Annotated in this window: 27 protein-coding genes and 1 tRNA gene; 18 read left to right on the top strand and 10 right to left on the bottom strand. The window is 40.9% G+C overall.

All coding sequences use genetic code 11. From position 1 onward, the window contains the following. Nucleotides 1–4: 4 nt before the first annotated feature. Nucleotides 5–78: transfer RNA gene (locus O3646_RS09160), tRNA-Asn, on the top strand. A 92-nt stretch (nt 79–170) separates the two neighbouring features. On the opposite strand, the gene O3646_RS09155 is transcribed toward O3646_RS09160, so the two are convergent. Then, on the bottom strand, nt 171–1,526 hold the full coding sequence (locus tag O3646_RS09155; protein ID WP_371610796.1) for an aspartate kinase: 1,356 nt from the start codon (nt 1,524–1,526) through the stop codon (nt 171–173). 240 nt (nt 1,527–1,766) lie between these two features. Between O3646_RS09155 and O3646_RS09150 the strand changes: the two genes are divergently transcribed. The 13 genes from O3646_RS09150 to O3646_RS09090 all read left to right on the top strand — a co-directional run bounded on the left by O3646_RS09150 (nt 1,767) and on the right by O3646_RS09090 (nt 12,435). Then, nucleotides 1,767–2,558 (top strand): enoyl-CoA hydratase, encoded by a 792-nt coding sequence (locus O3646_RS09150; protein WP_182448499.1) that lies wholly within the window; start codon nt 1,767–1,769, stop codon nt 2,556–2,558. Nucleotides 2,559–2,654: 96 nt separating this feature from the next. Next, the gene (locus O3646_RS09145; RefSeq protein WP_003003993.1) at nt 2,655–3,089 is read left to right on the top strand and encodes a MarR family winged helix-turn-helix transcriptional regulator; all 435 of its coding nucleotides are present in this window, start codon (nt 2,655–2,657) and stop codon (nt 3,087–3,089) included. Beyond that, on the top strand, nt 3,089–4,063 hold the full coding sequence (locus tag O3646_RS09140; RefSeq protein WP_155170530.1) for a beta-ketoacyl-ACP synthase III: 975 nt from the start codon (nt 3,089–3,091) through the stop codon (nt 4,061–4,063). The genes O3646_RS09145 and O3646_RS09140 overlap by 1 nt, the downstream gene beginning before the upstream one ends. A gap of 58 nt (nt 4,064–4,121) precedes the next feature. Further along, complete coding sequence (locus O3646_RS09135; RefSeq protein WP_003003892.1) at nt 4,122–4,346, top strand: acyl carrier protein; 225 nt, start codon at nt 4,122–4,124, stop codon at nt 4,344–4,346. Nucleotides 4,347–4,460: 114 nt separating this feature from the next. Beyond that, nucleotides 4,461–5,426 carry an enoyl-[acyl-carrier-protein] reductase FabK gene (fabK, locus tag O3646_RS09130; RefSeq protein WP_037608323.1) on the top strand — a complete coding sequence of 322 codons (966 nt, stop codon included), beginning with the start codon at nt 4,461–4,463 and terminating at the stop codon, nt 5,424–5,426. Nucleotides 5,427–5,448: 22 nt separating this feature from the next. Next, complete coding sequence (gene fabD / locus O3646_RS09125) at nt 5,449–6,369, top strand: ACP S-malonyltransferase (protein ID WP_003010459.1); 921 nt, start codon at nt 5,449–5,451, stop codon at nt 6,367–6,369. Between the two features lie 12 nt (nt 6,370–6,381). Beyond that, a complete protein-coding gene (gene fabG / locus O3646_RS09120) occupies nt 6,382–7,116 on the top strand; it encodes a 3-oxoacyl-[acyl-carrier-protein] reductase (protein WP_155170528.1) in 735 nt (244 codons plus the stop codon). A 61-nt stretch (nt 7,117–7,177) separates the two neighbouring features. Next, a complete protein-coding gene (gene fabF / locus O3646_RS09115; protein ID WP_003010454.1) occupies nt 7,178–8,410 on the top strand; it encodes a beta-ketoacyl-ACP synthase II in 1,233 nt (410 codons plus the stop codon). Between the two features lie 3 nt (nt 8,411–8,413). Next, entirely contained in the window at nt 8,414–8,902 is a 489-nt protein-coding gene (gene accB / locus O3646_RS09110) for an acetyl-CoA carboxylase biotin carboxyl carrier protein (RefSeq protein WP_049506156.1), read from the top strand. Further along, complete coding sequence (gene fabZ, locus O3646_RS09105) at nt 8,899–9,324, top strand: 3-hydroxyacyl-ACP dehydratase FabZ (protein WP_003004019.1); 426 nt, start codon at nt 8,899–8,901, stop codon at nt 9,322–9,324. Before accB ends, fabZ begins: the two co-directional genes overlap by 4 nt. Nucleotides 9,325–9,337: 13 nt before the next feature. Next, the gene (locus O3646_RS09100) at nt 9,338–10,702 is read left to right on the top strand and encodes an acetyl-CoA carboxylase biotin carboxylase subunit (protein WP_003003860.1); all 1,365 of its coding nucleotides are present in this window, start codon (nt 9,338–9,340) and stop codon (nt 10,700–10,702) included. Between the two features lie 103 nt (nt 10,703–10,805). Continuing rightward, nucleotides 10,806–11,672 carry an acetyl-CoA carboxylase, carboxyltransferase subunit beta gene (accD, locus tag O3646_RS09095; RefSeq protein ID WP_003003810.1) on the top strand — a complete coding sequence of 289 codons (867 nt, stop codon included), beginning with the start codon at nt 10,806–10,808 and terminating at the stop codon, nt 11,670–11,672. Further along, nucleotides 11,665–12,435, top strand: a complete 771-nt coding sequence (locus tag O3646_RS09090; protein ID WP_371610795.1) for an acetyl-CoA carboxylase carboxyl transferase subunit alpha — start codon at nt 11,665–11,667, stop codon at nt 12,433–12,435. The genes accD and O3646_RS09090 overlap by 8 nt, the downstream gene beginning before the upstream one ends. Nucleotides 12,436–12,477: 42 nt before the next feature. Here the strand turns inward: O3646_RS09090 and serS are convergent, their stop codons facing one another. From serS to O3646_RS09055, 7 genes are all read right to left on the bottom strand, one after another. Beyond that, entirely contained in the window at nt 12,478–13,755 is a 1,278-nt protein-coding gene (serS, locus tag O3646_RS09085; protein ID WP_125826962.1) for a serine--tRNA ligase, read from the bottom strand. 217 nt (nt 13,756–13,972) lie between these two features. Then, on the bottom strand, nt 13,973–14,341 hold the full coding sequence (locus tag O3646_RS09080) for a DUF956 family protein (RefSeq protein ID WP_023920226.1): 369 nt from the start codon (nt 14,339–14,341) through the stop codon (nt 13,973–13,975). 80 nt (nt 14,342–14,421) lie between these two features. After that, on the bottom strand, nt 14,422–15,333 hold the full coding sequence (locus O3646_RS09075; protein ID WP_061604608.1) for a PTS system mannose/fructose/sorbose family transporter subunit IID: 912 nt from the start codon (nt 15,331–15,333) through the stop codon (nt 14,422–14,424). 18 nt (nt 15,334–15,351) lie between these two features. After that, nucleotides 15,352–16,155 (bottom strand): PTS mannose/fructose/sorbose transporter subunit IIC, encoded by an 804-nt coding sequence (locus O3646_RS09070; RefSeq protein WP_048789380.1) that lies wholly within the window; start codon nt 16,153–16,155, stop codon nt 15,352–15,354. A 27-nt stretch (nt 16,156–16,182) separates the two neighbouring features. After that, nucleotides 16,183–17,172, bottom strand: a complete 990-nt coding sequence (locus O3646_RS09065) for a PTS sugar transporter subunit IIB (RefSeq protein ID WP_031575194.1) — start codon at nt 17,170–17,172, stop codon at nt 16,183–16,185. Nucleotides 17,173–17,547: 375 nt separating this feature from the next. After that, a complete protein-coding gene (adhP, locus tag O3646_RS09060) occupies nt 17,548–18,570 on the bottom strand; it encodes an alcohol dehydrogenase AdhP (protein WP_155125304.1) in 1,023 nt (340 codons plus the stop codon). Nucleotides 18,571–18,760: 190 nt separating this feature from the next. Next, nucleotides 18,761–19,573 (bottom strand): Cof-type HAD-IIB family hydrolase, encoded by an 813-nt coding sequence (locus tag O3646_RS09055; RefSeq protein ID WP_070590004.1) that lies wholly within the window; start codon nt 19,571–19,573, stop codon nt 18,761–18,763. Between the two features lie 175 nt (nt 19,574–19,748). Here O3646_RS09055 and O3646_RS09050 point away from each other — a divergent pair, with 175 nt between their 5' ends. The 4 genes from O3646_RS09050 to O3646_RS09035 all read left to right on the top strand — a co-directional run bounded on the left by O3646_RS09050 (nt 19,749) and on the right by O3646_RS09035 (nt 23,738). Then, complete coding sequence (locus O3646_RS09050) at nt 19,749–21,170, top strand: NCS2 family permease (RefSeq protein WP_049522745.1); 1,422 nt, start codon at nt 19,749–19,751, stop codon at nt 21,168–21,170. A gap of 382 nt (nt 21,171–21,552) precedes the next feature. After that, a complete protein-coding gene (gene tsaE, locus O3646_RS09045; protein ID WP_031575203.1) occupies nt 21,553–22,008 on the top strand; it encodes a tRNA (adenosine(37)-N6)-threonylcarbamoyltransferase complex ATPase subunit type 1 TsaE in 456 nt (151 codons plus the stop codon). Beyond that, a complete protein-coding gene (locus O3646_RS09040; RefSeq protein ID WP_155125302.1) occupies nt 22,001–22,531 on the top strand; it encodes a GNAT family N-acetyltransferase in 531 nt (176 codons plus the stop codon). Before tsaE ends, O3646_RS09040 begins: the two co-directional genes overlap by 8 nt. Nucleotides 22,532–22,544: 13 nt before the next feature. Beyond that, nucleotides 22,545–23,738 (top strand): LCP family protein, encoded by a 1,194-nt coding sequence (locus O3646_RS09035; protein ID WP_155125301.1) that lies wholly within the window; start codon nt 22,545–22,547, stop codon nt 23,736–23,738. Between the two features lie 21 nt (nt 23,739–23,759). Here the strand turns inward: O3646_RS09035 and O3646_RS09030 are convergent, their stop codons facing one another. Continuing rightward, entirely contained in the window at nt 23,760–24,050 is a 291-nt protein-coding gene (locus O3646_RS09030; RefSeq protein ID WP_003012641.1) for a hypothetical protein, read from the bottom strand. Nucleotides 24,051–24,062: 12 nt separating this feature from the next. Continuing rightward, a complete protein-coding gene (locus O3646_RS09025; protein WP_003010414.1) occupies nt 24,063–24,476 on the bottom strand; it encodes an HIT family protein in 414 nt (137 codons plus the stop codon). Nucleotides 24,477–24,479 lie beyond the last annotated feature (3 nt).

Below are 24,479 nucleotides of genomic sequence, written 5' to 3'. Positions count from 1 at the left end.
TTATTCCGCCATAGCTCAGTTGGTAGTAGCGCATGACTGTTAATCATGATGTCGTAGGTTCGAGTCCTACTGGCGGAGTACATAAGAAAGTGAAGATCAATTTTTATTGATCTTTTTATTTTTATCTTATAAAACTAAAGGCTCCGTTTTTATACGGAGCCTTTAGTTAACTAGTTATTTGGAAAGAATGCTTGATATAAAGCTTTAATAGCTTTTTCTTCTTGATCCTTACTTACAACGAACATAATAGAGACTTCACTAGAACCTTGTGAGATCATTTGAATATTCACTTCGTTTTCTGATAGTGCTTTAGCTGCAGTTGCGGTAACCCCTACTTGACTTTTCATTTTTTCACCGACGATCATAATGATTGAAAGATCGTGTTCGATTTCGGCGGTGTCTACTTCTAGCTTTTGCGTTAATTGTTTTAAAATTTCTTGTTCTTTAATTGGAGTAAGCTCACGTGAACGTAAGATAATGGACAGGTCGTCGATACCAGTTGGCATATGTTCCCAACTAATATTAAGATCTTCTAGTACTTGTAAAACTTTTCGACCAAACCCAACTTCACGGTTCATGAGGTATTTGGTCATATTGATACTTACAAACCCTGAATCTCCAGCGATTCCTACGACAGTTACATGATCATTTGAATGTTCCAAAACAATTCGGGTCCCTGGGTGGTCCGGATTGTTTGTATTTTTAATGACTAATGGAATTTTACCTCTGTAGGCTGGCACAAGAGCTTCATCATGTAAAACTGAAAAGCCAGCATAGGCTAATTCACGCATCTCTTTGTAAGTTAATTCAGGAATAGAATGTGGGTGTTTAATGATACCTGGATGTGCTGCAAAAATACCATTTACGTCTGTAAAGTTTTCGTATAAGTCTGCTTTTACACCTGCTGCAATGATCGATCCTGTAATGTCGGATCCACCACGAGAAAATGTACAAATATCCCCATCTTGGGTAACACCAAAGAATCCTGGAATGACAATCACTTCACTTGAATCTTTTAGTTCTTCAATTTTATCGTAACTAGATGGTAAAATACGAGCGTTAGAAGGTTCTGCAGTGACCGTGATTCCTGCCTCTTTTGGATGGATATATCTTGCTTCTAATCCATTCTGATTGAAATAGGCAGCAATGAGTTTAGCATTGTTATTTTCACCTGCTGCTAAGAATGCATCGTATGTAAATGGATTTCCTTTTTTAGGCAAATTTGTCAGATCATAGATATCTTCAGCAATTTCCTGAATAATAGAATCTTTGAGACCCAATTCTTCTGTAATGGCACGATAACGTTCAATAATCCACTGTTGTGTTTGTGTGACATCCTTATCTGAAGTAAATTCTTTATAATACCGGATCAGAGCATCTGTTACTTTTGTGTCTTCAGCGTTGCGTTTTCCTGGAGCTGATACAACTACAAATCTTCTTTCTGGATCATCTTTAATGATATCAAGTACTTTTTTTAATTGAGAAGCTGATGCTAGAGAACTTCCACCGAATTTAGTTACTTTCATATTTTCTCCTTAATAGTTTCATTAATACATTATACCAAAGTTCAGTTATTGATACAATGTATTTACAGATAGGGCATAAAATAATTGATTCTGTAGAGGAGAGAAATTGTAATTATTCAAATTTTACAATTTTGTTACATCTTATAGATATATTTTACTATTTTACTTTTTTGTGGTATGATATGTTATAATTCAAAAGTTTTAATATCAAAATATTTTATATTTAAACAAAAGGAGTCTGTGATGTTTGAAACAATTTTGTATTCTGTCGAAAACGACCTCGCGACAATCTCTTTAAATCGTCCTGAAGTATCCAATGGTTTTAACATTCCAATGTGTCAGGAAATTTTAGCTGCCCTGGAAGATGCAGAAAAAAATGAGGAAGTAAAATTCATTATTCTATCAGCAGAAGGGAAAATCTTTTCAGTTGGTGGAGATTTGAGCGAAATGAAACGCGCAGTCGATGCGGATGACATCGAGTCTCTTGTTTTAATTGCCGAATTAGTTAATACGATTTCAAAGAAAATCAAGCAATTGCCAAAACCGGTTATTATGGTGGCAGATGGAGCGGTTGCTGGAGCAGCTGCTAACATTGCAGTAGCTGTTGATTTTTGTATTATTAGTGATCGTACTAAATTTATCCAAGCCTTTGTTGGGGTTGGTTTAGCACCAGATGCGGGTGGGTTATTCTTGTTAGGAAAAGCCATTGGCATGTCTCGGGCTACTCATTTAGTAATGACGGGTGAAGCCTTGACTGCTGAAAAAGCATTTGATTATGGCCTAGCTTATCGTGTTTGTGAATCTGAAAAACTCGATAAAACCGTTGAGCAATTGCTTAAAAAATTAAGAAGAGGATCTTCAAATTCTTATGCTGCCATGAAAGAAATGGTTTGGGAAGCATTCTTGAAAGAATGGGACAAATATGCGGGTCTTGAATTGGATTTGCAAAAGAAACTAGCATTTACAGAAGATTTCAAGGAGGGTGTTATTGCCTACTCTGAGAAACGTCGGCCACAATTTAAAGGAAAATAAATTTGTAATTTTTCTATGTTTTGTGAAAAAATGCTTGCAAATTATTTTCATTTTTGATAAAATTTGACTATCAAAGTAAAATTAGGAGGTGGAGTTTTGAATTACCAATTAGTTAACGACTATTTAACATCCATCTTTAATAATGTTTTGGTTATTGAGGAGTCGAGCCTAAGAGCAAGTCGATTCAAAGATGTTTCTATTAAAGAAATGCATACGATCGATGTGATTGGTTCGACACCGAATGCAACCCCGAGTGATATTTCACGGGAGTTGATGGTGACTTTGGGGACTGTCACGACAAGTTTGAATAATCTTGAGCGCAAAGGGTATATCGAAAGAAGAAGATCGGAAGTTGATCGCCGGGTTGTACACTTGAGTTTAACGAAGAACGGTCGTCTACTTTATCGTCTTCATCAGCAATTCCATAAACGGATGGTCAACCAGATTATTGGAGATATGAGTCCCGAAGAGAAGAAAGTGATGCAAAAAGGATTGCAAAATCTGTATCGTTTCTTGGAGGAAATTAAATAATGGTCTTTGCTAAAATTAGTCAAGTTGCTCATTATGCACCTGACCAAGTCGTATCAAATGATGATTTGGCTGAGATCATGGATACAAGTGATGAATGGATCAGTAGTCGGACAGGTATCCTTCGGCGTCACATTTCAAAAGATGAGACGACAAGTGATCTAGCAACAATTGTTGCACAAAGATTATTAGCAAAAGCAAACTTAGATGCTGAGGAAATTGATTTCATCGTTGTTGCTACGATTACTCCAGACAGCTTAATGCCATCAACTGCAGCCCGAGTACAAGCTAATATTGGAGCTTCTCGAGCTTTTGCATTTGATCTGACTGCAGCATGTAGCGGATTTGTATTTGCATTAGCCACTGCTGAAAAATACATTTCTTCAGGAATGTATCGGCGAGGAATTGTGATCGGTAGTGAGACGCTTTCAAAAGTATTAGACTGGTCAGACCGTTCCACTTCAGTCCTTTTTGGAGATGGAGCTGGTGGTGTCTTGCTTGAAGCGAGCGATCAAAATTCGTTTTTGGCTGAGAATCTTTTTACGGATGGTAGCCGAGGTGCTAGTCTTGAGTCTTGCTATTTGGGTCTGTCTTCCCCTTATTCAGATGACGTTTCTGATCGAAGATATCTGACAATGGACGGACGGGCAGTTTTTGATTTTGTCATTCGTGATGTCACGAAAAGTATTCAAAAAATTATAGCAGACGCCTCTATGGAAGCAGAAGAGATTGACTATTTTCTGTTACACCAGGCGAATGACCGAATGTTAGATAAGATGTCAAAAAAACTGGGTGTCTCTAGAGAGAAAATCCCAGCAAATATGATGGAATATGGGAACACTAGTGCTGCTAGTATCCCCATTCTATTATCGGAGTGTGTCGAGAATCATCGAATCAAGATGGATGGAAGTCAAAAAATTCTTCTGACAGGATTCGGTGGAGGTTTGACATGGGGCACACTTCTTGTTACAATCTAGTTAAACATGTGGAAACACATTTTAAAAATTTATATATTATTTTTTAAGGAGGCCTATCATGGCAGTATTTGAAAAAGTACAAGAAATTATCGTTGAAGAACTTGGTAAAGAACCATCAGAAGTAACTCTTGAATCTACATTCGAAGATTTAGAAGCAGATTCATTGGATTTGTTCCAAGTTATCTCTGAAATTGAAGATGCTTTTGACATCCAAATCGAAACTGAAGAAGGATTGTCTACAGTTGGTGACCTTGTCGCTTACGTAGAAGAAAAAACAAAATAATGATAGATGAGAGTATCGAAAGATATTCTCTCTTGTTTAGGTAATAGTTTGAGGCTCAAAGAAACAATCTTTTAAACTCAAACTATTACTTAAGCGAAAAAAGAGGTAGGTATAATGCAAACACGAATTACTGAACTATTGAATATTAAATATCCAATCTTCCAAGGTGGTATGGCCTGGGTTGCTGATGGAGACTTGGCTGGAGCCGTTTCAAATGCTGGTGGACTCGGAATTATTGGTGGTGGTAATGCCCCTAAAGAAGTGGTAAAAGCTAATATTGATAGAGTAAAACAAATCACTGACAAACCATTCGGTGTTAATATCATGCTTTTGTCACCATTTGCAGATGACATCGTCGACCTCGTTATCGAAGAGGGTGTTAAGGTTGTTACAACAGGTGCCGGAAACCCAGGTAAATATATGGAGCGTTTCCACGAAGCTGGAATTACAGTAATCCCAGTTATTCCATCGGTAGCACTTGCTAAACGTATGGAAAAACTTGGAGCTGATGCTGTTGTCGCAGAAGGTATGGAAGCTGGTGGTCACATTGGTAAATTGACAACCATGGCACTTGTTCGCCAGGTTGCGGATGCGGTATCTATCCCAGTTATTGGTGCTGGTGGTGTTGCAGATGGACGTGGTATGGCTGCTGTTCTTATGCTTGGAGCAGAAGCTGTTCAGGTTGGTACTCGTTTCGCTGTTGCTAAGGAATCTAATGCACACCAAAACTTCAAAGATAAGATTTTGAAGGCTAAAGATATTGATACTGTTATTTCAGCCTCAGTTGTTGGACACCCAGTTCGTGCGATTAAGAATAAATTGGCTACAGAATATAACCAAGCTGAAAAAGATTTCTTGGCTGGTAAGAAGACTCAAGAGGAAATTGAAGAGCTTGGTGCAGGTGCCCTTCGTAACGCTGTTGTTGATGGAGATGTGGAATATGGTTCAGTTATGGCTGGACAAATTGCAGGTCTTGTTCGTAAAGAAGAAACATGTGCAGAAATCTTGGAAGACCTTTACACAGGTGCTGCCAAGGTGATTAAAGAAGAAGCTGCTCGTTGGGCAGATGTAAACGTCTAAAAACGTCGAAAGGATTAGGATAGTGACAAAACGTGCGTTCTTATTTGCTGGTCAAGGGGCTCAGAAATTGGGCATGGCGAGCGATTTGTATGCGGCTTATCCCGTTGTTAAAGAGACATTTGATACGGCTAGTCGTATTCTAGGCTATGATTTGCGTGAATTGATTGATTCTAACGAAGAAAAACTGAATCAGACACGCTATACTCAACCAGCTATTTTGACAACGTCAGTAGCCATTTATCGTCTCTTAGTAGAAAATGGTATCACTCCTGATATTGTTGCCGGTCTCTCTTTGGGGGAATATTCTGCCCTGGTTGCGGCTGGAGCTCTTTCGTTTGAAGATGCAGTAGCTTTGGTTGCGAAACGAGGTGAATTCATGGAAACGGCAGCTCCCGCTGGAAGTGGGAAAATGGTTGCTGTTATGAATACAGACCCAAGTTTGATCGAGGAGATTTGTCAACAAGCATCCGAAAAGGGTGTAGTAACACCAGCTAACTACAATACGCCAGCACAAATTGTGATTGGTGGTGAGGTTGCGGCTGTGGACTATGCTGTGGAACTATTGCAGGAAGCAGGTGCCAAACGCTTGATCCCTTTGAATGTGTCAGGTCCATTCCACACAGCCTTACTGGAATCTGCTAGTCAAAAATTGGCGGCTGAACTAGAAAAAGTATCATTTAATGATTTTGATCTTCCTTTAGTTGGGAATACAGAAGCTACTATCATGAAGTCAGAAGATGTGAAAGCACTTTTGGCCCGTCAAGTAAAAGAACCGGTTCGTTTCTATGATTCAATTGCTACGATTCAAGAATTTGGTGTAGATGAGGTCATCGAAATTGGACCTGGAAAAGTCTTGTCAGGATTCTTGAAGAAAATTGATAAAACTCTTCCAACTCATAACGTCGAAGATCAGGCTAGTCTAGATGCACTTCTGAATGCTTAAAACGAGGTAAAGATGGAACTTAAAAATAAAAATGTTTTTGTAACAGGTTCAACACGCGGAATTGGATTGGCTGTGGCTCATAAATTTGCGAGTCTCGGTGCTAATGTTGTCCTAAATGGACGTTCTGAAATTTCTGAGGACTTGTTTGCGCAGTTTGCTGACTATGGTGTGACTGTTGTTGGTATTTCTGGGGATATTTCTAATGGCGAAGATGCGCAACGTATGGTAGCTGAAGCAATTGAAAAGCTTGGAAGTGTTGATGTTTTGGTCAATAACGCTGGCATCACAAACGACAAGTTGATGTTGAAAATGACTGAAGAAGATTTTGAACGGGTCTTGAAAATCAACTTGACAGGTGCCTTTAATATGACTCAAGCTGTCTTAAAACCGATGTCTAAAGCTCGTCAAGGGGCCATTATCAACATGTCCTCTGTTGTTGGTCTAATGGGGAATATCGGTCAAGCAAACTATGCGGCTTCAAAAGCTGGTTTGATTGGTTTCACTAAATCAGTAGCGCGTGAAGTTGCGGCTCGTGGCGTTCGTGTGAATGCCATTGCACCTGGTTTCATTGAATCAGATATGACTGATGCTATTCCAGAGAAAATGAAAGATGCCATGCTAGCTCAAGTGCCAATGAAACGAATTGGTCAAGCTGAAGAAGTGGCAGAAGTTGCGGCTTTCTTAGCAGGTCAAGAATATTTAACTGGTCAAACAATTGCCATTGATGGCGGAATGACTATGCAATAATGAATGCTCACTGATCGAAAATCACTTACTTAAATATCCATCCGACAAAAGGAGAATATATATGTCTACAAATCGTGTTGTTGTTACAGGTTACGGTGTAACCTCACCAATCGGAAATACACCAGAGGAGTTCTGGAATAGCCTTCATGAAGGAAAAATTGGAATCAAGCCCATTACGAAATTTGATGCTTCTGAAATTCCAGTCTTTAATGCTGGTGAAATTCAAGATTTCCCATTCGATAAATATTTTGTAAAAAAAGATCAAAATCGTATGGATACTTACTCATTGTATGCAATCTATGCTGCGATGGAAGCTATTGAAAATTCAGGCTTGAACATGGAAGAAGAAGACCGCGATCGTGTAGGTGTGATTGTATCATCTGGTATCGGTGGTTTGCAAGAATTGGAAGATCAAATTATCCGGATGCATGAACGTGGGATGAAGAGAATCCAACCAATGTTTATTCCAAAAGCTCTTTCAAACATGGGGGCTGGAAACATCGCACTTAAGATTGGGGCTCAAGGGGTATGTAAATCCGTGACAACAGCTTGTGCTTCTGCCAATGATGCAATTGGTGAAGCTTTCCGTGAAATTAAATTTGGTATGCATGATGTTGTTTTGGCAGGTGGTGCTGAAGCTTCGATTACTAAGATTGGTATCGGTGGTTTCAATGCCCTTACGGCCCTTTCAACAACGGAAGACCCAGAACGCTCATCTATTCCATTTGACAAAGACCGCAATGGTTTTGTGATGGGGGAAGGTGCAGGGGTTCTTGTCATCGAAAGTTTGGAACATGCCCAAAAACGTGGTGCTAATATTTTAGCTGAGATTGTTGGTTACGGTTCAAACTGTGATGCCTACCACATGACAACACCAACACCAGATGGTTCAGGTGCGGCTAAAGCGATTAAATTAGCGATCAATGAAGCTGGTATCAAACCTGAAGATGTCGATTATGTCAATGCGCATGGTACCTCTACACCTGCCAATGAGAAAGGTGAAAGTGGAGCTATCGTTTCTGTACTTGGTAAAGAAGTTCCTGTATCATCTACTAAATCATTTACAGGACACTTGCTTGGTGCTGCTGGTGCGGTTGAAGCGATTGCTACCATCGAAGCGATTCGTCACAGCTTTGTACCAAAAACTGCTGGTACCAAAGAATTGTCTGACTATATCGAAGCAAACGTTGTTTATGGTGAAGGTCAAGAAGCGGATATTCAGTATGCTATCTCAAATACCTTTGGTTTTGGAGGACACAATGCTGTTCTGGCCTTTAAACGTTGGGAGGGTTAATTCATGAATATTTCTGAAATCAAAGATTTGTTGGCTCAATTTGATGCGTCAACTTTGCGTGAATTCTCATATAAAAATAATGGCGAAGAATTGAATTTGAGTAAAAACCAAACGAGTTCAGTTGCGGCTACACCGGTTGCTCCTGCAGTTGAAGTGGTAGCAACTCCTCAAACTCCTGTAGTAGCCCCTGTTGTTGAAGCCCCAGCAACTCCAGCTGTAGCGGCTGAACCAGTTGCTGCTCCAGCTCAGGCTGCAGAAGGTGATGTGGTTGAAAGTCCATTGGTTGGGGTGGCTTACTTGTCGCCAGCACCGGATAAATCAGCCTTTGTATCTGTAGGAGACAAAGTTACTAAGGGTCAAACACTCTTGATTATCGAAGCCATGAAAGTGATGAATGAAGTCCCAGCACCTAAAGATGGGGTAGTCACTGAAATTTTGGTAACGAATGAAGAAATGGTTGAATTTGGAAAAGGATTGGTTCGAATCAAATGACAATTGATATTAATGCTATTCGTGAGGCTTTGCCGCATCGTTACCCAATGCTTTTGGTGGATCGCGTATTGGAAACAAGCGAAGATACGATTGTTGCCATTAAGAACGTGACAATTAATGAACCATTTTTTAATGGACATTTTCCACAATATCCTGTTATGCCAGGTGTTCTCATCATGGAAGCTTTGGCACAAACAGCAGGTGTACTAGAGTTGTCAAAACCTGAAAATAAAGGAAAATTAGTCTTTTATGCAGGGATGGACAAGGTGAAGTTTAAAAAACAAGTCGTTCCAGGAGATCAACTGGTGATGACAGCTACTTTTGTCAAACGTCGTGGAACAATTGCTGTTGTTGAAGCGAAAGCAGAAGTAGACGGTAAGCTTGCAGCTTCAGGAACGCTTACGTTTGCAATTGGAAATTAAGAAAGGCCTATCTATGTTTCGTAAGATCTTAATCGCCAATCGTGGTGAGATTGCAGTTCGTATTATTCGTGCGGCTCGTGAACTTGGCATCGAGACGGTTGCAGTGTATTCTACTGCTGATAAAGAAGCCTTGCATACCTTACTAGCGGATGAAGCAGTCTGTATTGGACCTGCTAAATCAACAGAGTCTTATTTGAATATGAGTGCTGTCTTGTCTGCAGCTGTTCTAACAGGAGCAGAAGCTATCCATCCTGGTTTTGGATTTTTAAGTGAAAACTCAAAATTTGCGACCATGTGTGAGGAAGTGGGCATTAAATTTATTGGTCCTTCTGCTAAAGTCATGGATTTGATGGGGGATAAGATTAATGCTCGTAAACAGATGATCAAAGCAGGAGTACCTGTTATTCCTGGATCAGATGGTGAAGTGTATACTGCTGAAGAAGCCCTCGAGATTGCAGAGCGTATTGGTTACCCTGTGATGTTGAAAGCATCTGCAGGAGGCGGTGGCAAGGGAATTCGGAAGGTTGAAAAACCAGAAGATTTGGTTGCTGCTTTTGAATCTGCTTCCTCAGAAGCTCAAGCTGCTTTTGGAAATGGTGCCATGTATATGGAACGGGTGATTTATCCGGCACGCCACATTGAAGTACAGATTTTAGCGGATCAGCATGGACATGTTATTCACTTAGGTGAACGCGATTGTTCTCTTCAACGAAATAACCAAAAAGTTCTAGAAGAATCCCCTTCGATTGCTATCGGAAAAACGCTTCGTAATCAAATTGGTTCTGCTGCTGTTCGGGCTGCTGAATCAGTTGGGTATGAGAATGCTGGAACGATTGAATTCTTGTATGATGAAGGCAAGGGTGAGTTCTACTTTATGGAAATGAATACCCGTGTGCAAGTGGAGCATCCTGTCACAGAATTTGTAACAGGAGTTGATATCGTTAAGGAACAGATTAAAATCGCAGCTGGCCAAGAATTATCCGTTACTCAAGAGGATATTGTCATTAAAGGCCATGCGATTGAATGCCGGATCAATGCGGAAAATCCTTCCTTCAACTTTGCACCAAGCCCAGGTAAGATCACTAATCTCTATCTTCCAAGTGGTGGGGTTGGCTTGCGTGTGGATTCTGCTGTGTATCCTGGTTATACGATTCCGCCATACTATGATAGTATGATTGCCAAGATCATTGTCCATGGTGAAAATCGCTTTGATGCACTGATGAAAATGCAGCGTGCTCTTTATGAGTTGGAAATCGATGGTGTCACAACCAATAGCAGTTTCCAGTTGGATTTGATTTCAGATTCACATGTGATCGCTGGTGATTATGACACTGCATTTTTGATGGAACAATTCCTTCCAAATTATAATAAGGAATGATGAAAAAGCCTGGACTTGTGAGGGAAGTATGAACATCATCTTCACAGTTTCAGGCTTTTATAGTAATGCTGCAGATACTGTAGCATATTATAAGGAGTAAGTAATGGCATTATTTTCTAAAAAAGATAAATATATTCGGATCAATCCGAATAGGTCAGCCTGGAAGGAGCCTCAGCCAAAACCTGAAGTTCCTGATGAACTATTTTCACAATGCCCAGGTTGTAAACATACCATTTACCAAAAGGATTTAGGTAGTGAGCGGGTATGCCCGAATTGTGGCTATACCTTCCGTATTTCTGCTAAAGAACGCTTGGCGCTGACAGTGGATCCAGCTAGCTTTGAAGAAATGTTTACAGGAATCGAAACGACTGACCCTTTGAATTTCCCCAATTATAAGAAGAAACTAGCAGCAGTGCGGGAAATGACAGGACTGGATGAAGCTGTCCTAACTGGCACTGCCTTGATTAAAGGGCAAAAAGTTGCGCTTGGGATCATGGATTCCAACTTTATCATGGCTTCAATGGGTTCTGTGGTAGGCGAAAAAATTACTCGTTTATTTGAATTTGCGACAAAAGAAAAATTGCCAGTTGTTCTCTTTACCGCTTCCGGTGGCGCTCGGATGCAAGAAGGAATCGTGAGTTTGATGCAAATGGCGAAAATTTCTGCGGCTGTTCAACGTCATTCTAAAGAAAAATTATTCTATTTGACAGTATTGACAGATCCGACAACTGGTGGGGTGACAGCCTCATTTGCTATGGAAGGTGATATTATCATGGCAGAGAGTCAGGCCTTGGTCGGGTTTGCAGGTCGGCGCGTGATCGAATCAACTGTGCGTGAAAAATTGCCAGATGATTTCCAAAAAGCAGAATTTCTACAAGAACATGGATTTGTAGACTTGATCGTGGAGAGAAGCCAAATCCGAGCAACAGTTGGACAATTATTGGCCCTTCATGGAGGTAAACATGAGTAAAATAACACAGATTATTAAAGAGGCACGTGACCAAGGAAGATTGACTGCGCTTGATTTTGCTCAAGGAATTTTTGATGATTTTATCGAATTACATGGAGATCGAAACTTCCGTGATGATGGTGCGGTGATTGGTGGGATTGGACGATTAGGCGATCAAACGGTTACAGTCGTTGGGATCCAAAAAGGAAAAAATCTTCAGGATAATCTAAAACGTAATTTTGGGCAACCACATCCAGAAGGCTATCGAAAAGCTTTGCGCCTCATGAAGCAAGCGGAGAAATTTGGTCGTCCAGTTGTGACCTTTATCAATACAGCGGGTGCTTATCCTGGTGTTGGTGCTGAAGAACGAGGACAAGGGGAAGCCATTGCCCGCAACCTCATGGAAATGAGTGATCTAAAAGTTCCAATTATCGCGATTATCATCGGAGAAGGTGGCTCTGGTGGTGCCTTGGCTCTTGCTGTGGCAGATAAGGTCTGGATGCTTGAAAATTCCATCTATGCGGTCTTGAGTCCAGAAGGTTTTGCCTCTATTCTTTGGAAAGATGGAAGCCGTGCAATGGAAGCAGCAGAGTTGATGAAGATTACTTCTCACGAATTGTTAAATATGGACATTGTCGATAAGGTGATTCCCGAGCATGGATTTTCGAATGGAGAACTACTGGCTCAAGTGAAGAAGGAATTACAGGAAGAGTTAAAGGTTTTACAAACCTTACCTCTCGAAGATCTTCTGGAGCAACGCTACCAACTTTTTCGTAAATATTAAAAAACTGAGCTTGCAATTTGCAAGACTCAGTTTTTTTAAACTTTATTTTGGTGTGATGACTTCTGCGCCCCCCATGTATGGGCGAAGGACTTCTGGAATGGTTACAGAACCATCTTCGTTTTGATAGTTTTCAAGAATAGCAGCGACAGTACGTCCAACAGCCAATCCAGAACCATTCAAAGTGTGAAGAAGTTTGACTTTACCATCTGCTTCGTCACGGTAGCGGATTTGCGCACGACGAGCTTGGAAATCTTCTGTATTGGAACAGCTTGAGATTTCACGGTAGGTATTTTGTGCTGGAATCCATACTTCCAAGTCATAAGTCTTAGCAGCTGAGAAGCCCATGTCTCCTGTTGAGAGAGCTACTACACGGTATGGAAGGTTCAGTTTTTGAAGGATATTTTCAGCATTGACAACCATTTTTTCCAATTCATCATATGATTCTTCTGGTTTAGCAAATTTCACCATTTCAACCTTATGGAATTGGTGCAAACGGATCAATCCACGAGTATCACGACCAGCTGAACCAGCTTCTGAACGGAATGATGGACTCATAGCGGTGAAGTAGATTGGAAGGTCTTTTCCATCAAGAATTTCATCGCGGTAGTAGTTCGTCAAAGGAACTTCAGCAGTTGGAATGAGGACATAATTGGTATCGCTAAGTTCAAAAGTATCTTCCTTGAATTTTGGATACTGACCAGTACCAAACATAGAATCATGGTTGACCATGTAAGGAGGGATGACTTCAGTGTAGCCTTCCTTGCCATGTTCGTCCAACATGAAGTTGTAGATAGCGCGTTCTAAGCGAGCTCCAAGTCCTTTGTAGAAGAGGAAACGAGCACCAGTGACTTTAGCCCCGCGTTCCCAGTCAAGGATATCAAGGTCTTCTCCTAAATCCCAGTGAGCTTTTGGTTCAAAGCCAAATTCGCGAGGTGTTCCCCAACGGCGAACCTCAACGTTGTCATCTTCATCCGCTCCAACAGGGACACTATCAGCAGGGATGTTTGGAAGGGTAGTAGTGAATTCAGTTAATTTTGCATCGATTTCAGCTAATTCTGTATCCAATGCTTTGACCTCTGCAGAGAGGGTTTGCATGGCGGCAATCTTATCATCTGCATTTTCCTTGTTGCGTTTAGCTTGTGCGATTTCAGCAGATACAGTGTTACGCTCTGCTTTGAGATTTTCTACTTTGACTAAGATATCTCGACGTTTGGCATCGATTTCTTTCATTTCATTCAAAATAGCTGAATCTACGCCACGTGTTGCCAATTTTTTAGCAACCACATCAAAGTCTGTACGAATTCGTTTAATATCTAACATAGCTTCTCCTTTAACAAAAAACACACCTGTTAGAGTGTTGGAGTGGCAGAGCCACGGTTCCATCCAACTTCACAGGTGTGCACTTGATTCGATATTGTATTTTAAAGAAACGGTAGAATTTCAATTAAGATTTCTATCTGCTCGCAGCCTCCGCAGACTTTCTGAAAGAACCTCTTAACTTACTTATCCGTTTGCGTCTATTATACAAGAAAAGATCCTATTTTGCAAATAGATTTTTAATTTTAGCCGTGATGATTTGGATCAAGGTCGGCAATTTGACAATTTTATCATTTCCCAGATGTTCCCGAGCAATCTTTAAAATTTTTCCAGAGTCTTTTGAAGCAAAGAGAAATTTTGATTCTCTGGTATAGATTTCAAAATGGCGGCTAATTTTACGTCCGGATACATTGGCTCCGATTCGCTCGATTTCTTGCCAGGGAATTTGGATGTAGTCTTCAACATTAGCATCCGCATAAAATTCAAAAGCGGCATTCCCGACTAGGATTTTACCAACCTTTCCCCCCACTCCAAGGTAAGAAACCCCTGTAGTATGGAATTCAACGGTTTTATTCAATGATTGAGCCATGAGATCCTCCTGTATTGCTGTTCACTCCATTATATCATAATAAAAAGAAGGCCGAAACCTTCTTTTTAGTTGATCTTTGCTTACATCAAGCCAGCAACGTGTGCTAATACACCAATTACAAAGAGGGCGATGATGATAGTGATTGGAGATACTTTCTTCTTAAGCAACCACATACAAGCGAAAGTAAGAAGCAATCCCATCAAACCAGGAATCAATGAATCCAAGTTTTGTTGGAAAGTTGTAACTTTTTCAGGTGTTTGAGATAGACCTGAACCAACTTGAGCGAAGGCTTCTTGGATACCCTTGTATCCTTCAGGAAGTTTATCCCAGTGGATATAAGCTTTGTCGTCTAATTTGACAGAAGAAACATTGAAGACGAATTTAATAGATACCCAACGTTCTACCAAGACAGCGAGGATGAACATCCCAAGGATAGAAGCCCCTTTAGTGATGTCTTGCAAGATCCCACCAGACATATCTTTGGTAATTTCAGAACCTGCTTTGTAGCCAAGTTCTTGCGTGTACCACAAGAAGGCCATACGAATCGCATTCCATGCGATAAAGAAGATGAGTGGACCAAGGATATTACCAGACGCAGCAAGTGATGCACCAAGAGCCCCAAGAATTGGACGGACAGTGAACCAGAAGACTGGATCTCCGATACCCGCCAAAGGACCCATCATACCAATTTTAACCCCTTGGATGGCAGCATCGTCAATAGCGGCACCGTTTGCTCTTTCTTCTTCAAGAGCAAGCGTTACCCCGATGATAGGAGCGGCAACGTATGGGTGAGTGTTAAAGAATTCCATGTGACGCTCAAGAGCAGCCGCTTGGTCTTCTTTCTTTGTGTAGAGTTTTTTGATAGCTGGGATCAATGAGTATGCCCAACCCAAGTTTTGCATCCGTTCATAGTTCCAAGAACCTTGCAAGAAGGTTGAACGCCACCAAACTTTTTGACGATCTGATTTAGATAATTGTAATTTTTCAGTCATGATAGTGTCACACCTTTCTTAATAGTCTTCGAGAATGTCGCCAATTGGATCGTTAGAAGTAGCGGCTCCGCCACCTCCATTGCCACCTTTCTTAGAAAGAGTAAGGTAGATCAAGGCAAGGGCAACACCAATTGCTCCAAGGGCGATCAAGGTCAATTGGCTAACAGCTGCAAGAGCAAAACCGATGGCAAAGAATGGCCATACTTCACGGCTCGCCATCATGTTGATAACCATGGCATAACCAACGGCTACAACCATACCACCACCGATTTGCATTCCATCAGAGAGCCATTTTGGCATTTGTTCAAGAGCAGTTTTGACAGTTTCAGCAGGAATCATCAACAAGAGGGCTGCAGGAATGGCGATACGAAGACCTTGAAGAAGAAGGGCCACAAAGTGAGCGCGTTCTACACCTTTGATATCCCCTTTTCTAGCAGCAGCGTCGGCAGTGTGAACCAAACCAACGGAAAGGGTACGGACGATCATGGTCAAGAAAAGACCAGCAACTGCAAGTGGAATAGCGACACCTTGAGCGACAGCGATTCCTTTTGTACTGAAGTCTCCCCCAAGTACCATGATGATGGCAGCAGCGACAGATGCAAGGGCAGCATCGGGTGCAACTGCGGCACCAATGTTTGCCCAGCCAAGTGCAATAAATTGAAGTGAACCACCAAGCATAATGCCAGCAGTCAAATTACCTGTTACCAAACCGATTAAGGTACAAGCAACAAGGGGTTGGTGGAATTGGAATTGGTCAAGGATACCTTCAAGACCTGCTAAGAAGGCAACAACGACCACTAATACCATAGAAATAATAGACATGTTTAAAATCCTTTCGTAAGTAATCGATTATTGAACGTTAGCTTTGTTAATTAAGTCAAACAAATCTTTCTTAGAGTCATTTGGCACTTTACGGACGTCAAATTCTACTCCAAGATCACGCATTTTTTCAAATGTAGCCACATCATCTTTATCCATTGATAACACATTGTTCACCATGGTTTTACCAGTTGAGTGGGCCATTGAACCAACGTTCAAGGTTTTAATCGGAACACCACCTTCGATGGCGCGAAGAGCATCTTGAGGTGTTTCAAATAAGATCAAAGCATGGGTATTTCCAAAACGTGGATCTTTTGCAACGTCGATCAATTTTTGAATTGGGACAACGTTTGCTTTCACACCATTTGGTGCCGCTTGTTTGATCAATTCCTTACGGAGTTCATCTTTGGCAACAGAATCTGAAGCAACAATGATCCGATCGGCTTTTGAATCAGGTGTCCAAGCAGTTGCCACTTGTCCATGAAGAAGACGTGTATCTAAGCGGGCAAGGTTAATCTTGAGTTTTCCATCTCCGATAACTGTTCCTTCTGGAATAGCAGCTTGGGCTACAGGAGCAGCAGCGGCTGTACTAGCTTCTTCAACAGGATTCAATTCTTCTGGAAGGGCTTTGACACCGTCTTTTGCTTCCTTAATGATGTTTGCAGCGACTTTATCAACGCCGGCATTTGCATCCATCAAACGTTCTGTATAAGCTTGAATCAACATCGGAAGGTTTAATCCTGTAATGATCGCAAATTTACGATCTGGATTTTCTCCCATGACGCGACTTGCTTGGTTAAATGGAGAACCACTCCAAAGGTCAGCCAAAACCAAGACTTCATCTTCTGCATCAAATGCGGCAACAGCTGCATTGAATTTAGCATAGAGATCATCCGGGCCTTCACTTGGCATGAACGTAACCACTTGAACTTTCTCTTGATCCCCAAAGATCATCGAGCCGGATTGGTGGATTCCAGCTGCAAATTCACCGTGGCTAGCAATAATGATACCAATACTCATTATTGACATTCCTCCTTATAAAATTTGTTTGACTTTCAGTTTAAGAAAACTTTAAGCTACTTTATTATAAATCGTTTCCACACTTAAGTCAATTTTTCTATCAAAATCTCGATGTAAAAACATTGATTTATTATATTAAATTATCGTTAGATAGAAAAAGAATGCTCTTGAATGGCTCTTGTTTATTAGTTGATGATGGCAGAAGAAAGCAATGATATATAGGTTTCATAGGATTTGAATTTCAATAAGAATATTCCAACAATCGATCTATATCCGCAAAAATAAAAAATAAATATATAATAAATTGTAAAATAGAGTGATTGAGAGCACTAAAAAAGACTAGCCCAGTTGGGCTAGTCCTGTAGGTTCAGTTGTTTAGTTTGTAAAGTCAAGTACCATACGTCCTTGAATGGTTCCAGCTTCCATTTCGTCAAAGACTTTGACAGCATCTTCTACTGGACGTTTTTGAACGATAGGGACTACCAAGCCTTCTGCTCCAAATTGGAAAGCTTCTTCCAAGTCTTTACGAGTTCCTACAAGAGAACCAATGACTTGGATACCATCTAATACAGTTTTTACAATGCTGAGGTCCATCATTTCAGAAGGAAGACCAACTGCGACCACGCGGCCACCTGCACGAACAGAATCTACTGCTTGGTTGAAAGCTACTTTAGAAACAGCTGTTACGACAGCAGAGTGAGCTCCACCATTTGTTTTTTCTTTGATCAATCCTGGGACATCATCAACTTCGCGACCGTTGATGACAAAGTCTGCACCAACTTCTTTCGCCAATTCTAGTTTATCATTGTTGATATCGACAGCGATGACATGTGCGTTGAAGACTTTCTTAGCATATTGAACAGCCAAGTTTCCTAGTCCACCAGCTCCATAGATAACGATCCATTGTCCTGGTTCAGCTTTGGCTTCTTTGATGGCTTTGTAAGTTGTAACACCTGCACAGGTAATAGAAGAAGCTTGGGCTGGATCTAATCCGTCAGGTACTTTCACTGCGTAATCTGCAGTAACGATACATTGTTCAGCCATTCCTCCATCAACAGAGTAACCAGCATTTTTTACAGTACGGCAAAGGGTTTCACGACCAGTTGTACAGTATTCACAAGTTCCACATCCTTCGAAGAACCATGCGACACTGACACGATCCCCAACTTTTAGGCTCTTAACATCTGGAGCAACTTCTTTAACAATACCGATTCCTTCGTGTCCAAGAACACGGCCTGGAACTTTACCGAAGTCTCCATGAGCAACGTGCAAGTCAGTGTGGCAGACACCACAGTATTCGATTTGAACAAGAGCTTCCCCTGTTTCCAGTGGACGCATGTCTTTGTTTGCAACGATTTCAACACCAGTACCTTCTGGATTAACAACAACAGCTTTCATTTTGCTCCTCCTTAAGTGAACGAGAAGCGATTTAGCATTTTTTGAAAGCGCTTCTTTAATAACTATGTTAATAATATCACAAACTTATCTATTGAACAATAAAAAAATGGAAAAAAAGGGCGGTATTGATTAACCGATTAAGGATTTGGCGCAGAAAAAGACATGAGGGGATAACTCATGTCTGTTAGTTTTATAAAAATAATTGAATGAGTTGGCGCGCGACACCATCTTCGTTATTTGTGAAATCTGTGACGGAGTCTGCATAAGGGAGAAGGACGGAGCTAGCATTTTTCATGGCGTATCCATGACCAGCGAGAGCTAGCATGTCGGTATCGTTGTGCTCGTCTCCAAAGGCAATTAAATCCTTCTGATCCATATTGAGTTTATCTAGAAGGTAGGTCAGAGCTGATGCTTTGGTCACATTTTTGGGGTTGCATTCCAGAATATTTAAGGGACCACCCCAAGTATTGATAGACAGATTGTAGTCATAATGCCGATTCATTTCATCTGCCAGAGCATATTTGTCTTCCGCTTTCGTTTGAAAGAGGATACAGTTTGGGTCGCTCGTTACCCGCTCGGGATTGAATTGATTTTCTGGTTGGAAAGATTCAATACCGAATAATTTAGGGTCTGCAACGTGCTCATTTGGATCGGTAATAAAGAATTTATTGCGGTATTCGCCTGCTATAAAGTCCGCTTGGATAGTGTCTCGGTTAGCGACCATATCTAGCAGGTATTTTTTATCTAAAGTCAAGCATTGTTCATCCGACCATTTTTTCTCAGGTAGATGCGTAAGGGAGCCGTTAAAATTGATCATCGGAGTATCTAGCTCTAGTTGTTTGTAATAGGTATGTGCCATACGGTAGGGGCGGCCTGTTGTAATAATGACTTTATGACCAAGAGCACTAATTTTTTTAATGGTCTCAATGGTAAAGTCGCTCAATTTGCTTTCGGAATTTAAGAGGGTACCGTCTAGATCTAGAGCGATCATCTTTTTATGCATATTTCAGTTCCTTTCGAGAAGAATGAGACCATTATATCAGAAAAATCGGAAAAGCGCTCAAAAATCGAGAAGAGAAGCGGGATTTCTTGAAAGACGAAAGATCTTTTGATAGAATAGATATAACGTTCGCAAATTGATTGGGAGCGAGAATGATGAAAAAGGAGTTTATTCTGAAATGGATAAGTTTTTTAAACTTTCAGAACATGGAACCACTGTTCGAACAGAGGTTCTTGCTGGTTTGACAACCTTTTTTGCGATGAGTTATATCCTCTTCGTAAACCCTCAAATGTTGTCACAAACAGGTATGCCAGCTCAAGGGGTCTTCCTTGCAACGATTATTGGATCCGTTGTCGGAACCTTGATGATGGCTTTTTATGCCAATTTACCTTATGCACAAGCACCTGGGATGGGCTTGAATGCCTTCTTTACCTTTACCGTTGTATTTGGTATGGGCTACTCATGGCAGGAAGCTTTGGGAATGGTCTTCATTTGTGGTGTGATCTCATTGATTATCACATTGACAAATGTTCGGAAGATGATCATCGAATCGATTCCGACCGCTCTTCGCTCTGCTATTTCAGCTGGGATCGGGATTTTCTTGGCCTATGTTGGAATTAAGAATGCGGGATTTTTGAAATTCACGATTGACCCTCATACCTATACAGTGGTTGGAGAAGGAGCAGATAAGGCGAATGCAACGATCTCAGCCAATGCATCTGCTGTTCCTGGATTGGTTGATTTTAACAATCCGGCTGTCCTCTTGGCTCTTGTTGGTCTTGCGATTACTATTTTCTTTGTTGTCAAAGGGATTAAGGGAGGGATTATCCTTTCTATCTTAGTAACGACTGTGCTTGGAATTCTCATCCATGTGGTTGATATCACTAAAATTGACTTTGCAAGTAACCATCTAGGAGCTGCCTTTAATGATTTAGGCACGATCTTTGGTCAAGCTTTGGGATCGAAAGGATTGGGATCTTTGATTTCCAATACGTCTCGTTTGCCTGAGACCTTAATGGCCATCTTAGCCTTCTCCTTGACTGATATTTTTGATACAATCGGAACGTTGATCGGTACGGGTGAAAAAGTTGGGATTGTTGCGACAAATGGGGAAAACCATCAATCAGCGAAATTAGATAAGGCCCTCTATTCAGACCTTGTAGCGACTTCAGTCGGAGCTATTGCAGGAACTTCAAACGTAACGACGTATGTTGAATCTGCAGCTGGTATTGGAGCTGGTGGACGCACTGGTCTGACAGCCTTGGTTGTAGCGATTTGTTTTGCTATTTCAAGTCTCTTTAGTCCTTTGTTGGCGATTGTACCGACCGCTGCTACAGCCCCAATTTTGATTGTTGTTGGGATCATGATGTTGAGTGGCTTGAAAAATATCCATTGGGAAGATATGTCAGAAGCAGTTCCTGCTTTCTTCACCTCTATCTTTATGGGCTTCAGCTACTCGATTACACAAGGGATCGCTGCTGGATTTATCACTTATAGCTTGGTGAAAGTGGTTAAAGGACAAGCCAAAGAAGTGCACAGCATGATTTGGATTTTAGATGTTCTCTTTATTTTAAACTACGTTAGCATGGCCTTGAATTAAGTATCAGAAAAGTGCCAAAAAGGAATGGGAGTTGTCTCCCATTCCTTTCAGATTGAAGACAAAGTTATACCAAAAACATTCCTTAGGTGAGTACGGACGTCAGCGAACTTCTTTGAAGTTCCATGACTAATTATTGAGCCTAAGGTCTCAATAATTCCGAGTGCCTGAAACGTTATTGTTTCAGGCACTTTTCTCACAGCGGAAAGTTTCAGTATTTTCTTAAATCGATTTAAAAATTGGAACTCAAATTTATTTTTTTTTGCAGAATCACTTAACTTATTTTACTTAAAAATAGTTTGTCTATCTATCTAAAAAGCAAACCTGAGTCGAACAATTTCTAAAAGAAAGAGCAGATTTTTAAAAAGTTTGGTATAATAGAGAAATGATTAGTCATAATGAAACGGAGCTGATCGCTCTAGGAAAACAGCTAGGAAAACTCTTAGAAAAGCAAGACGTGATTATCTTATCAGGTGATCTAGGAGCAGGAAAAACGACCTTTACCAAAGGAATTGCAAAGGGGTTAGGGATTGATCAGATGATTAAAAGCCCGACCTATACCATTGTTCGTGAATACGAAGGTCGCTTGCCTTTATACCATTTGGATGTTTACCGGATTGGGAATGATCCAGATTCTATTGATTTAGATGATTTTCTATTTGGAGATGGTGCTACCATTATTGAATGGGGAGAGCTGATTGAGCCGAGTCTCTCGGATGCTTATCTAAAAATTTTTATCCGAAAATTAGAAGATGGGCGAGAGTTAGCTTTTGAAGCTCATGGAGCGCGTGCAGAAGCTTTGCTGGCATCCTTTGAGCAGGTGGAAAAAACCGATGACTAAGGAAAAGGAAGTAACATTAGAAATTCGGCAAGCTGACAGTGCAGACGCGGCTCTTGTCGTTGATTTCTTAAATCAAGTTGGGAAAGAGTCAGATTACATGACGCTAGATGAAGCTGGAATTGGCATGTCTCCAGCAGACATGGAGCAATTTCTGATGGTGCAAGAGATGGCGGAAAACCGGATTTGCCTCTTGCTATTTCTAGATCAGGAACTGGCAGCTTTGTTAAATATCACTGCAGCTTCTCAACGGTCCATTCAGCATATTGGTGATGTCTTTATTGTGGTTCAAAAAGCTTATTGGAATCAAGGGCTTGGACAGATCTTGTTGGAAGAAGGAATTGAGTGGGCGCACTCGACCGGTGTTCTCAGGAAACTAGTCTTGAATGTCCAAGTGCGCAATGAACGAGCGGTTCACCTGTATAAAAAGTTAGGTTTTGAGATCGAAGGTTGCCAAGCTCGTGGAGCTTGTTCAGCTGAAGGAGAATTCTTAGATGTTTACCTTATGGGGAAACTGATAGATTAGAGAGAGATTCTATATGGTTAAAAAAATTATTTTGATGTTTTTGAGCTTATTGACGGTAACAGTGATTGGGATCGGGGCCTATGGCCTTACCATCCTAAACCAAACGACTGGGACTCTCAGTAAGACTTATAAGGGCTTTGGAAATGAGACCAATGTCATTGCAGAAAACAAGCCGATGACCATCCTTTTGATGGGGGTTGATACAGGTAGTGGTTCTCGGGAAGATCCTTGGGCCGGAAATAGTGATACCATGATTTTGGTGACTGTCAATCCTCAAACAAAAGAAACAACCATGACGAGCTTGGAAAGAGATATCCTAACCAATATTACTTCAGATGGCGAAACGGTCCAAGCAAAATTGAATTCGGCTTATGCTCAAGGCGGTGCCAAGTTAGCCATTAAGACCATTCAAGATCTTTTGAATATCCATATTGACCGCTATGTCATGATCAATATGAAGGGATTGGTTCAATTAGTGGATAAGGTTGGTGGCATCACGGTCAACAATCCATTTGACTTCGATATCTCGATCGAGGAAAATGAGCCAGAATATACGGCTAAGATCGCACCAGGACGTCAGGAGATTAATGGGGACCAAGCTCTCGTTTATTCACGCATGCGCTACCAAGACCCAGAAGGAGACTACGGACGTCAAAAACGCCAACGTGAAGTGATCAAAAAGATTGTTGAGAAAGTTTTAAGCCTCAATAGTTTGAGTCACTACAAAGGAATCATTGAGTCTGTTAGTGACAATATGCAAACCAACATAGCGCTTGACAGTAATAGTCTTCTTCAATTGTTAGGATATAAAGATGCCCTTTCAACGATTCATCAGTACCAGCTGAAAGGAGAAGATGCCACCTTAGCAGATGGCGGAAGTTATCAGATTGTCACTTCAAAGCATCTCTTGAAAATTCAAAATATCATCCGCAAAGCTTTGGGTCTGAAAGAAATTAAAACATTGAAAACCAATGCTTATCTACTGGATGGGGATGAAGATTTGAAGTCTTCTTCTTCTCAAACTGAAAATCCAGCTCCAGCATCTGGGGAAGCGCCTGTTTACCAAGAGTTTAATCAATTACCAGTTGTACCATCAACCCAGGATACGGGAGTGGTGACGCCTCAAAGTTCTGTTGCACCAGTGACTCCAGTTGCTCCTGCAGCTACAGAGTCGAGCAGTGTGACACCTACGGTACCTTCAGAATAAGAAAAAAACGATTGAGTTTTCTCAATCGTTTTTACTTGGTTGCCAGATGTCTTGAATTTCTTTTAGAGAGGCTGTTGCTTGTTGACTAAATAGTTTGGTTTTGTATTGGAAATCCGTTACCAATTCTTGAAGATTGGTTTTTTGGTCTTGGATAATATCCAGATTGCGTTGGATTTTTGCTAGGTTATCTTGAATTCCCTTGACCAATTGGCTGGATTCAGTCACCTCTGTTTTGATTTCTTTGCGGTTTTTTACTAAGTGGTAGCTAATGCTAGCTCCTGTTGCAAACCAAAAGAGATTTTTGAGTTTCATATGGCCTCCTTTTTAACTGTTTTTGATGGTTTCTGCAAGAACTGCTAGTTGTTCAAAATTAGGCTCGTGTTCAGTAAATGAAATGGCAAGCTCATCTTGATCGGAATAGCGAGGGATAATGTGGACATGTGTGTGAAAAACGGTTTGTCCAGAAACTTCTTCCATGTTGCTGATGACATTCATTCCCTTAGCTTGGGTAGCAGCTTCTACTTTTTTTGCAACTTTAGAGACACGTGCAAATAGTTGAGCTGTGGCGGTTTCGTCCATCTCTAAGAGATTGCGAGCGTGTTTTTTTGGAACCACTAACGTATGACCGGGTGTAACCTGAGAGATGTCCAAAAACGCGAGGACTTCCTCGTCCTCATAGACTTTGGAGGAAGGAATGTCGCCAGCTATAATCTTACAAAAAATACAATCGTCAACCATAAA

The organism is Streptococcus sp. 27098_8_148, assembly GCF_041432105.1.
Classification (GTDB): domain Bacteria; phylum Bacillota; class Bacilli; order Lactobacillales; family Streptococcaceae; genus Streptococcus; species Streptococcus parasanguinis_AE.
This window is presented reverse-complemented; position numbering and strand designations above follow the sequence as displayed.

Excerpts from the sequence above, each read along its gene's own strand:
- O3646_RS09155 (WP_371610796.1), bottom strand. The coding sequence starts at position 1,526 with ATGAAAGTAACTAAATTCGGTGGAAGTTCTCTAGCATCAGCTTCTCAA.
- O3646_RS09140 (WP_155170530.1), top strand. The coding sequence starts at position 3,089 with ATGGTCTTTGCTAAAATTAGTCAAGTTGCTCATTATGCACCTGACCAA.
- O3646_RS09135 (WP_003003892.1), top strand. The coding sequence starts at position 4,122 with ATGGCAGTATTTGAAAAAGTACAAGAAATTATCGTTGAAGAACTTGGT.
- fabK (WP_037608323.1), top strand. The coding sequence starts at position 4,461 with ATGCAAACACGAATTACTGAACTATTGAATATTAAATATCCAATCTTC.
- fabG (WP_155170528.1), top strand. The coding sequence starts at position 6,382 with ATGGAACTTAAAAATAAAAATGTTTTTGTAACAGGTTCAACACGCGGA.
- fabF (WP_003010454.1), top strand. The coding sequence starts at position 7,178 with ATGTCTACAAATCGTGTTGTTGTTACAGGTTACGGTGTAACCTCACCA.
- accB (WP_049506156.1), top strand. The coding sequence starts at position 8,414 with ATGAATATTTCTGAAATCAAAGATTTGTTGGCTCAATTTGATGCGTCA.
- fabZ (WP_003004019.1), top strand. The coding sequence starts at position 8,899 with ATGACAATTGATATTAATGCTATTCGTGAGGCTTTGCCGCATCGTTAC.
- O3646_RS09100 (WP_003003860.1), top strand. The coding sequence starts at position 9,338 with ATGTTTCGTAAGATCTTAATCGCCAATCGTGGTGAGATTGCAGTTCGT.
- accD (WP_003003810.1), top strand. The coding sequence starts at position 10,806 with ATGGCATTATTTTCTAAAAAAGATAAATATATTCGGATCAATCCGAAT.
- O3646_RS09090 (WP_371610795.1), top strand. The coding sequence starts at position 11,665 with ATGAGTAAAATAACACAGATTATTAAAGAGGCACGTGACCAAGGAAGA.
- serS (WP_125826962.1), bottom strand. The coding sequence starts at position 13,755 with ATGTTAGATATTAAACGAATTCGTACAGACTTTGATGTGGTTGCTAAA.
- O3646_RS09080 (WP_023920226.1), bottom strand. The coding sequence starts at position 14,341 with ATGGCTCAATCATTGAATAAAACCGTTGAATTCCATACTACAGGGGTT.
- O3646_RS09075 (WP_061604608.1), bottom strand. The coding sequence starts at position 15,333 with ATGACTGAAAAATTACAATTATCTAAATCAGATCGTCAAAAAGTTTGG.
- O3646_RS09070 (WP_048789380.1), bottom strand. The coding sequence starts at position 16,155 with ATGTCTATTATTTCTATGGTATTAGTGGTCGTTGTTGCCTTCTTAGCA.
- O3646_RS09065 (WP_031575194.1), bottom strand. The coding sequence starts at position 17,172 with ATGAGTATTGGTATCATTATTGCTAGCCACGGTGAATTTGCAGCTGGA.
- adhP (WP_155125304.1), bottom strand. The coding sequence starts at position 18,570 with ATGAAAGCTGTTGTTGTTAATCCAGAAGGTACTGGTGTTGAAATCGTT.
- O3646_RS09055 (WP_070590004.1), bottom strand. The coding sequence starts at position 19,573 with ATGCATAAAAAGATGATCGCTCTAGATCTAGACGGTACCCTCTTAAAT.
- O3646_RS09050 (WP_049522745.1), top strand. The coding sequence starts at position 19,749 with ATGGATAAGTTTTTTAAACTTTCAGAACATGGAACCACTGTTCGAACA.
- tsaE (WP_031575203.1), top strand. The coding sequence starts at position 21,553 with ATGATTAGTCATAATGAAACGGAGCTGATCGCTCTAGGAAAACAGCTA.
- O3646_RS09040 (WP_155125302.1), top strand. The coding sequence starts at position 22,001 with ATGACTAAGGAAAAGGAAGTAACATTAGAAATTCGGCAAGCTGACAGT.
- O3646_RS09035 (WP_155125301.1), top strand. The coding sequence starts at position 22,545 with ATGGTTAAAAAAATTATTTTGATGTTTTTGAGCTTATTGACGGTAACA.
- O3646_RS09030 (WP_003012641.1), bottom strand. The coding sequence starts at position 24,050 with ATGAAACTCAAAAATCTCTTTTGGTTTGCAACAGGAGCTAGCATTAGC.
- O3646_RS09025 (WP_003010414.1), bottom strand. The coding sequence starts at position 24,476 with ATGGTTGACGATTGTATTTTTTGTAAGATTATAGCTGGCGACATTCCT.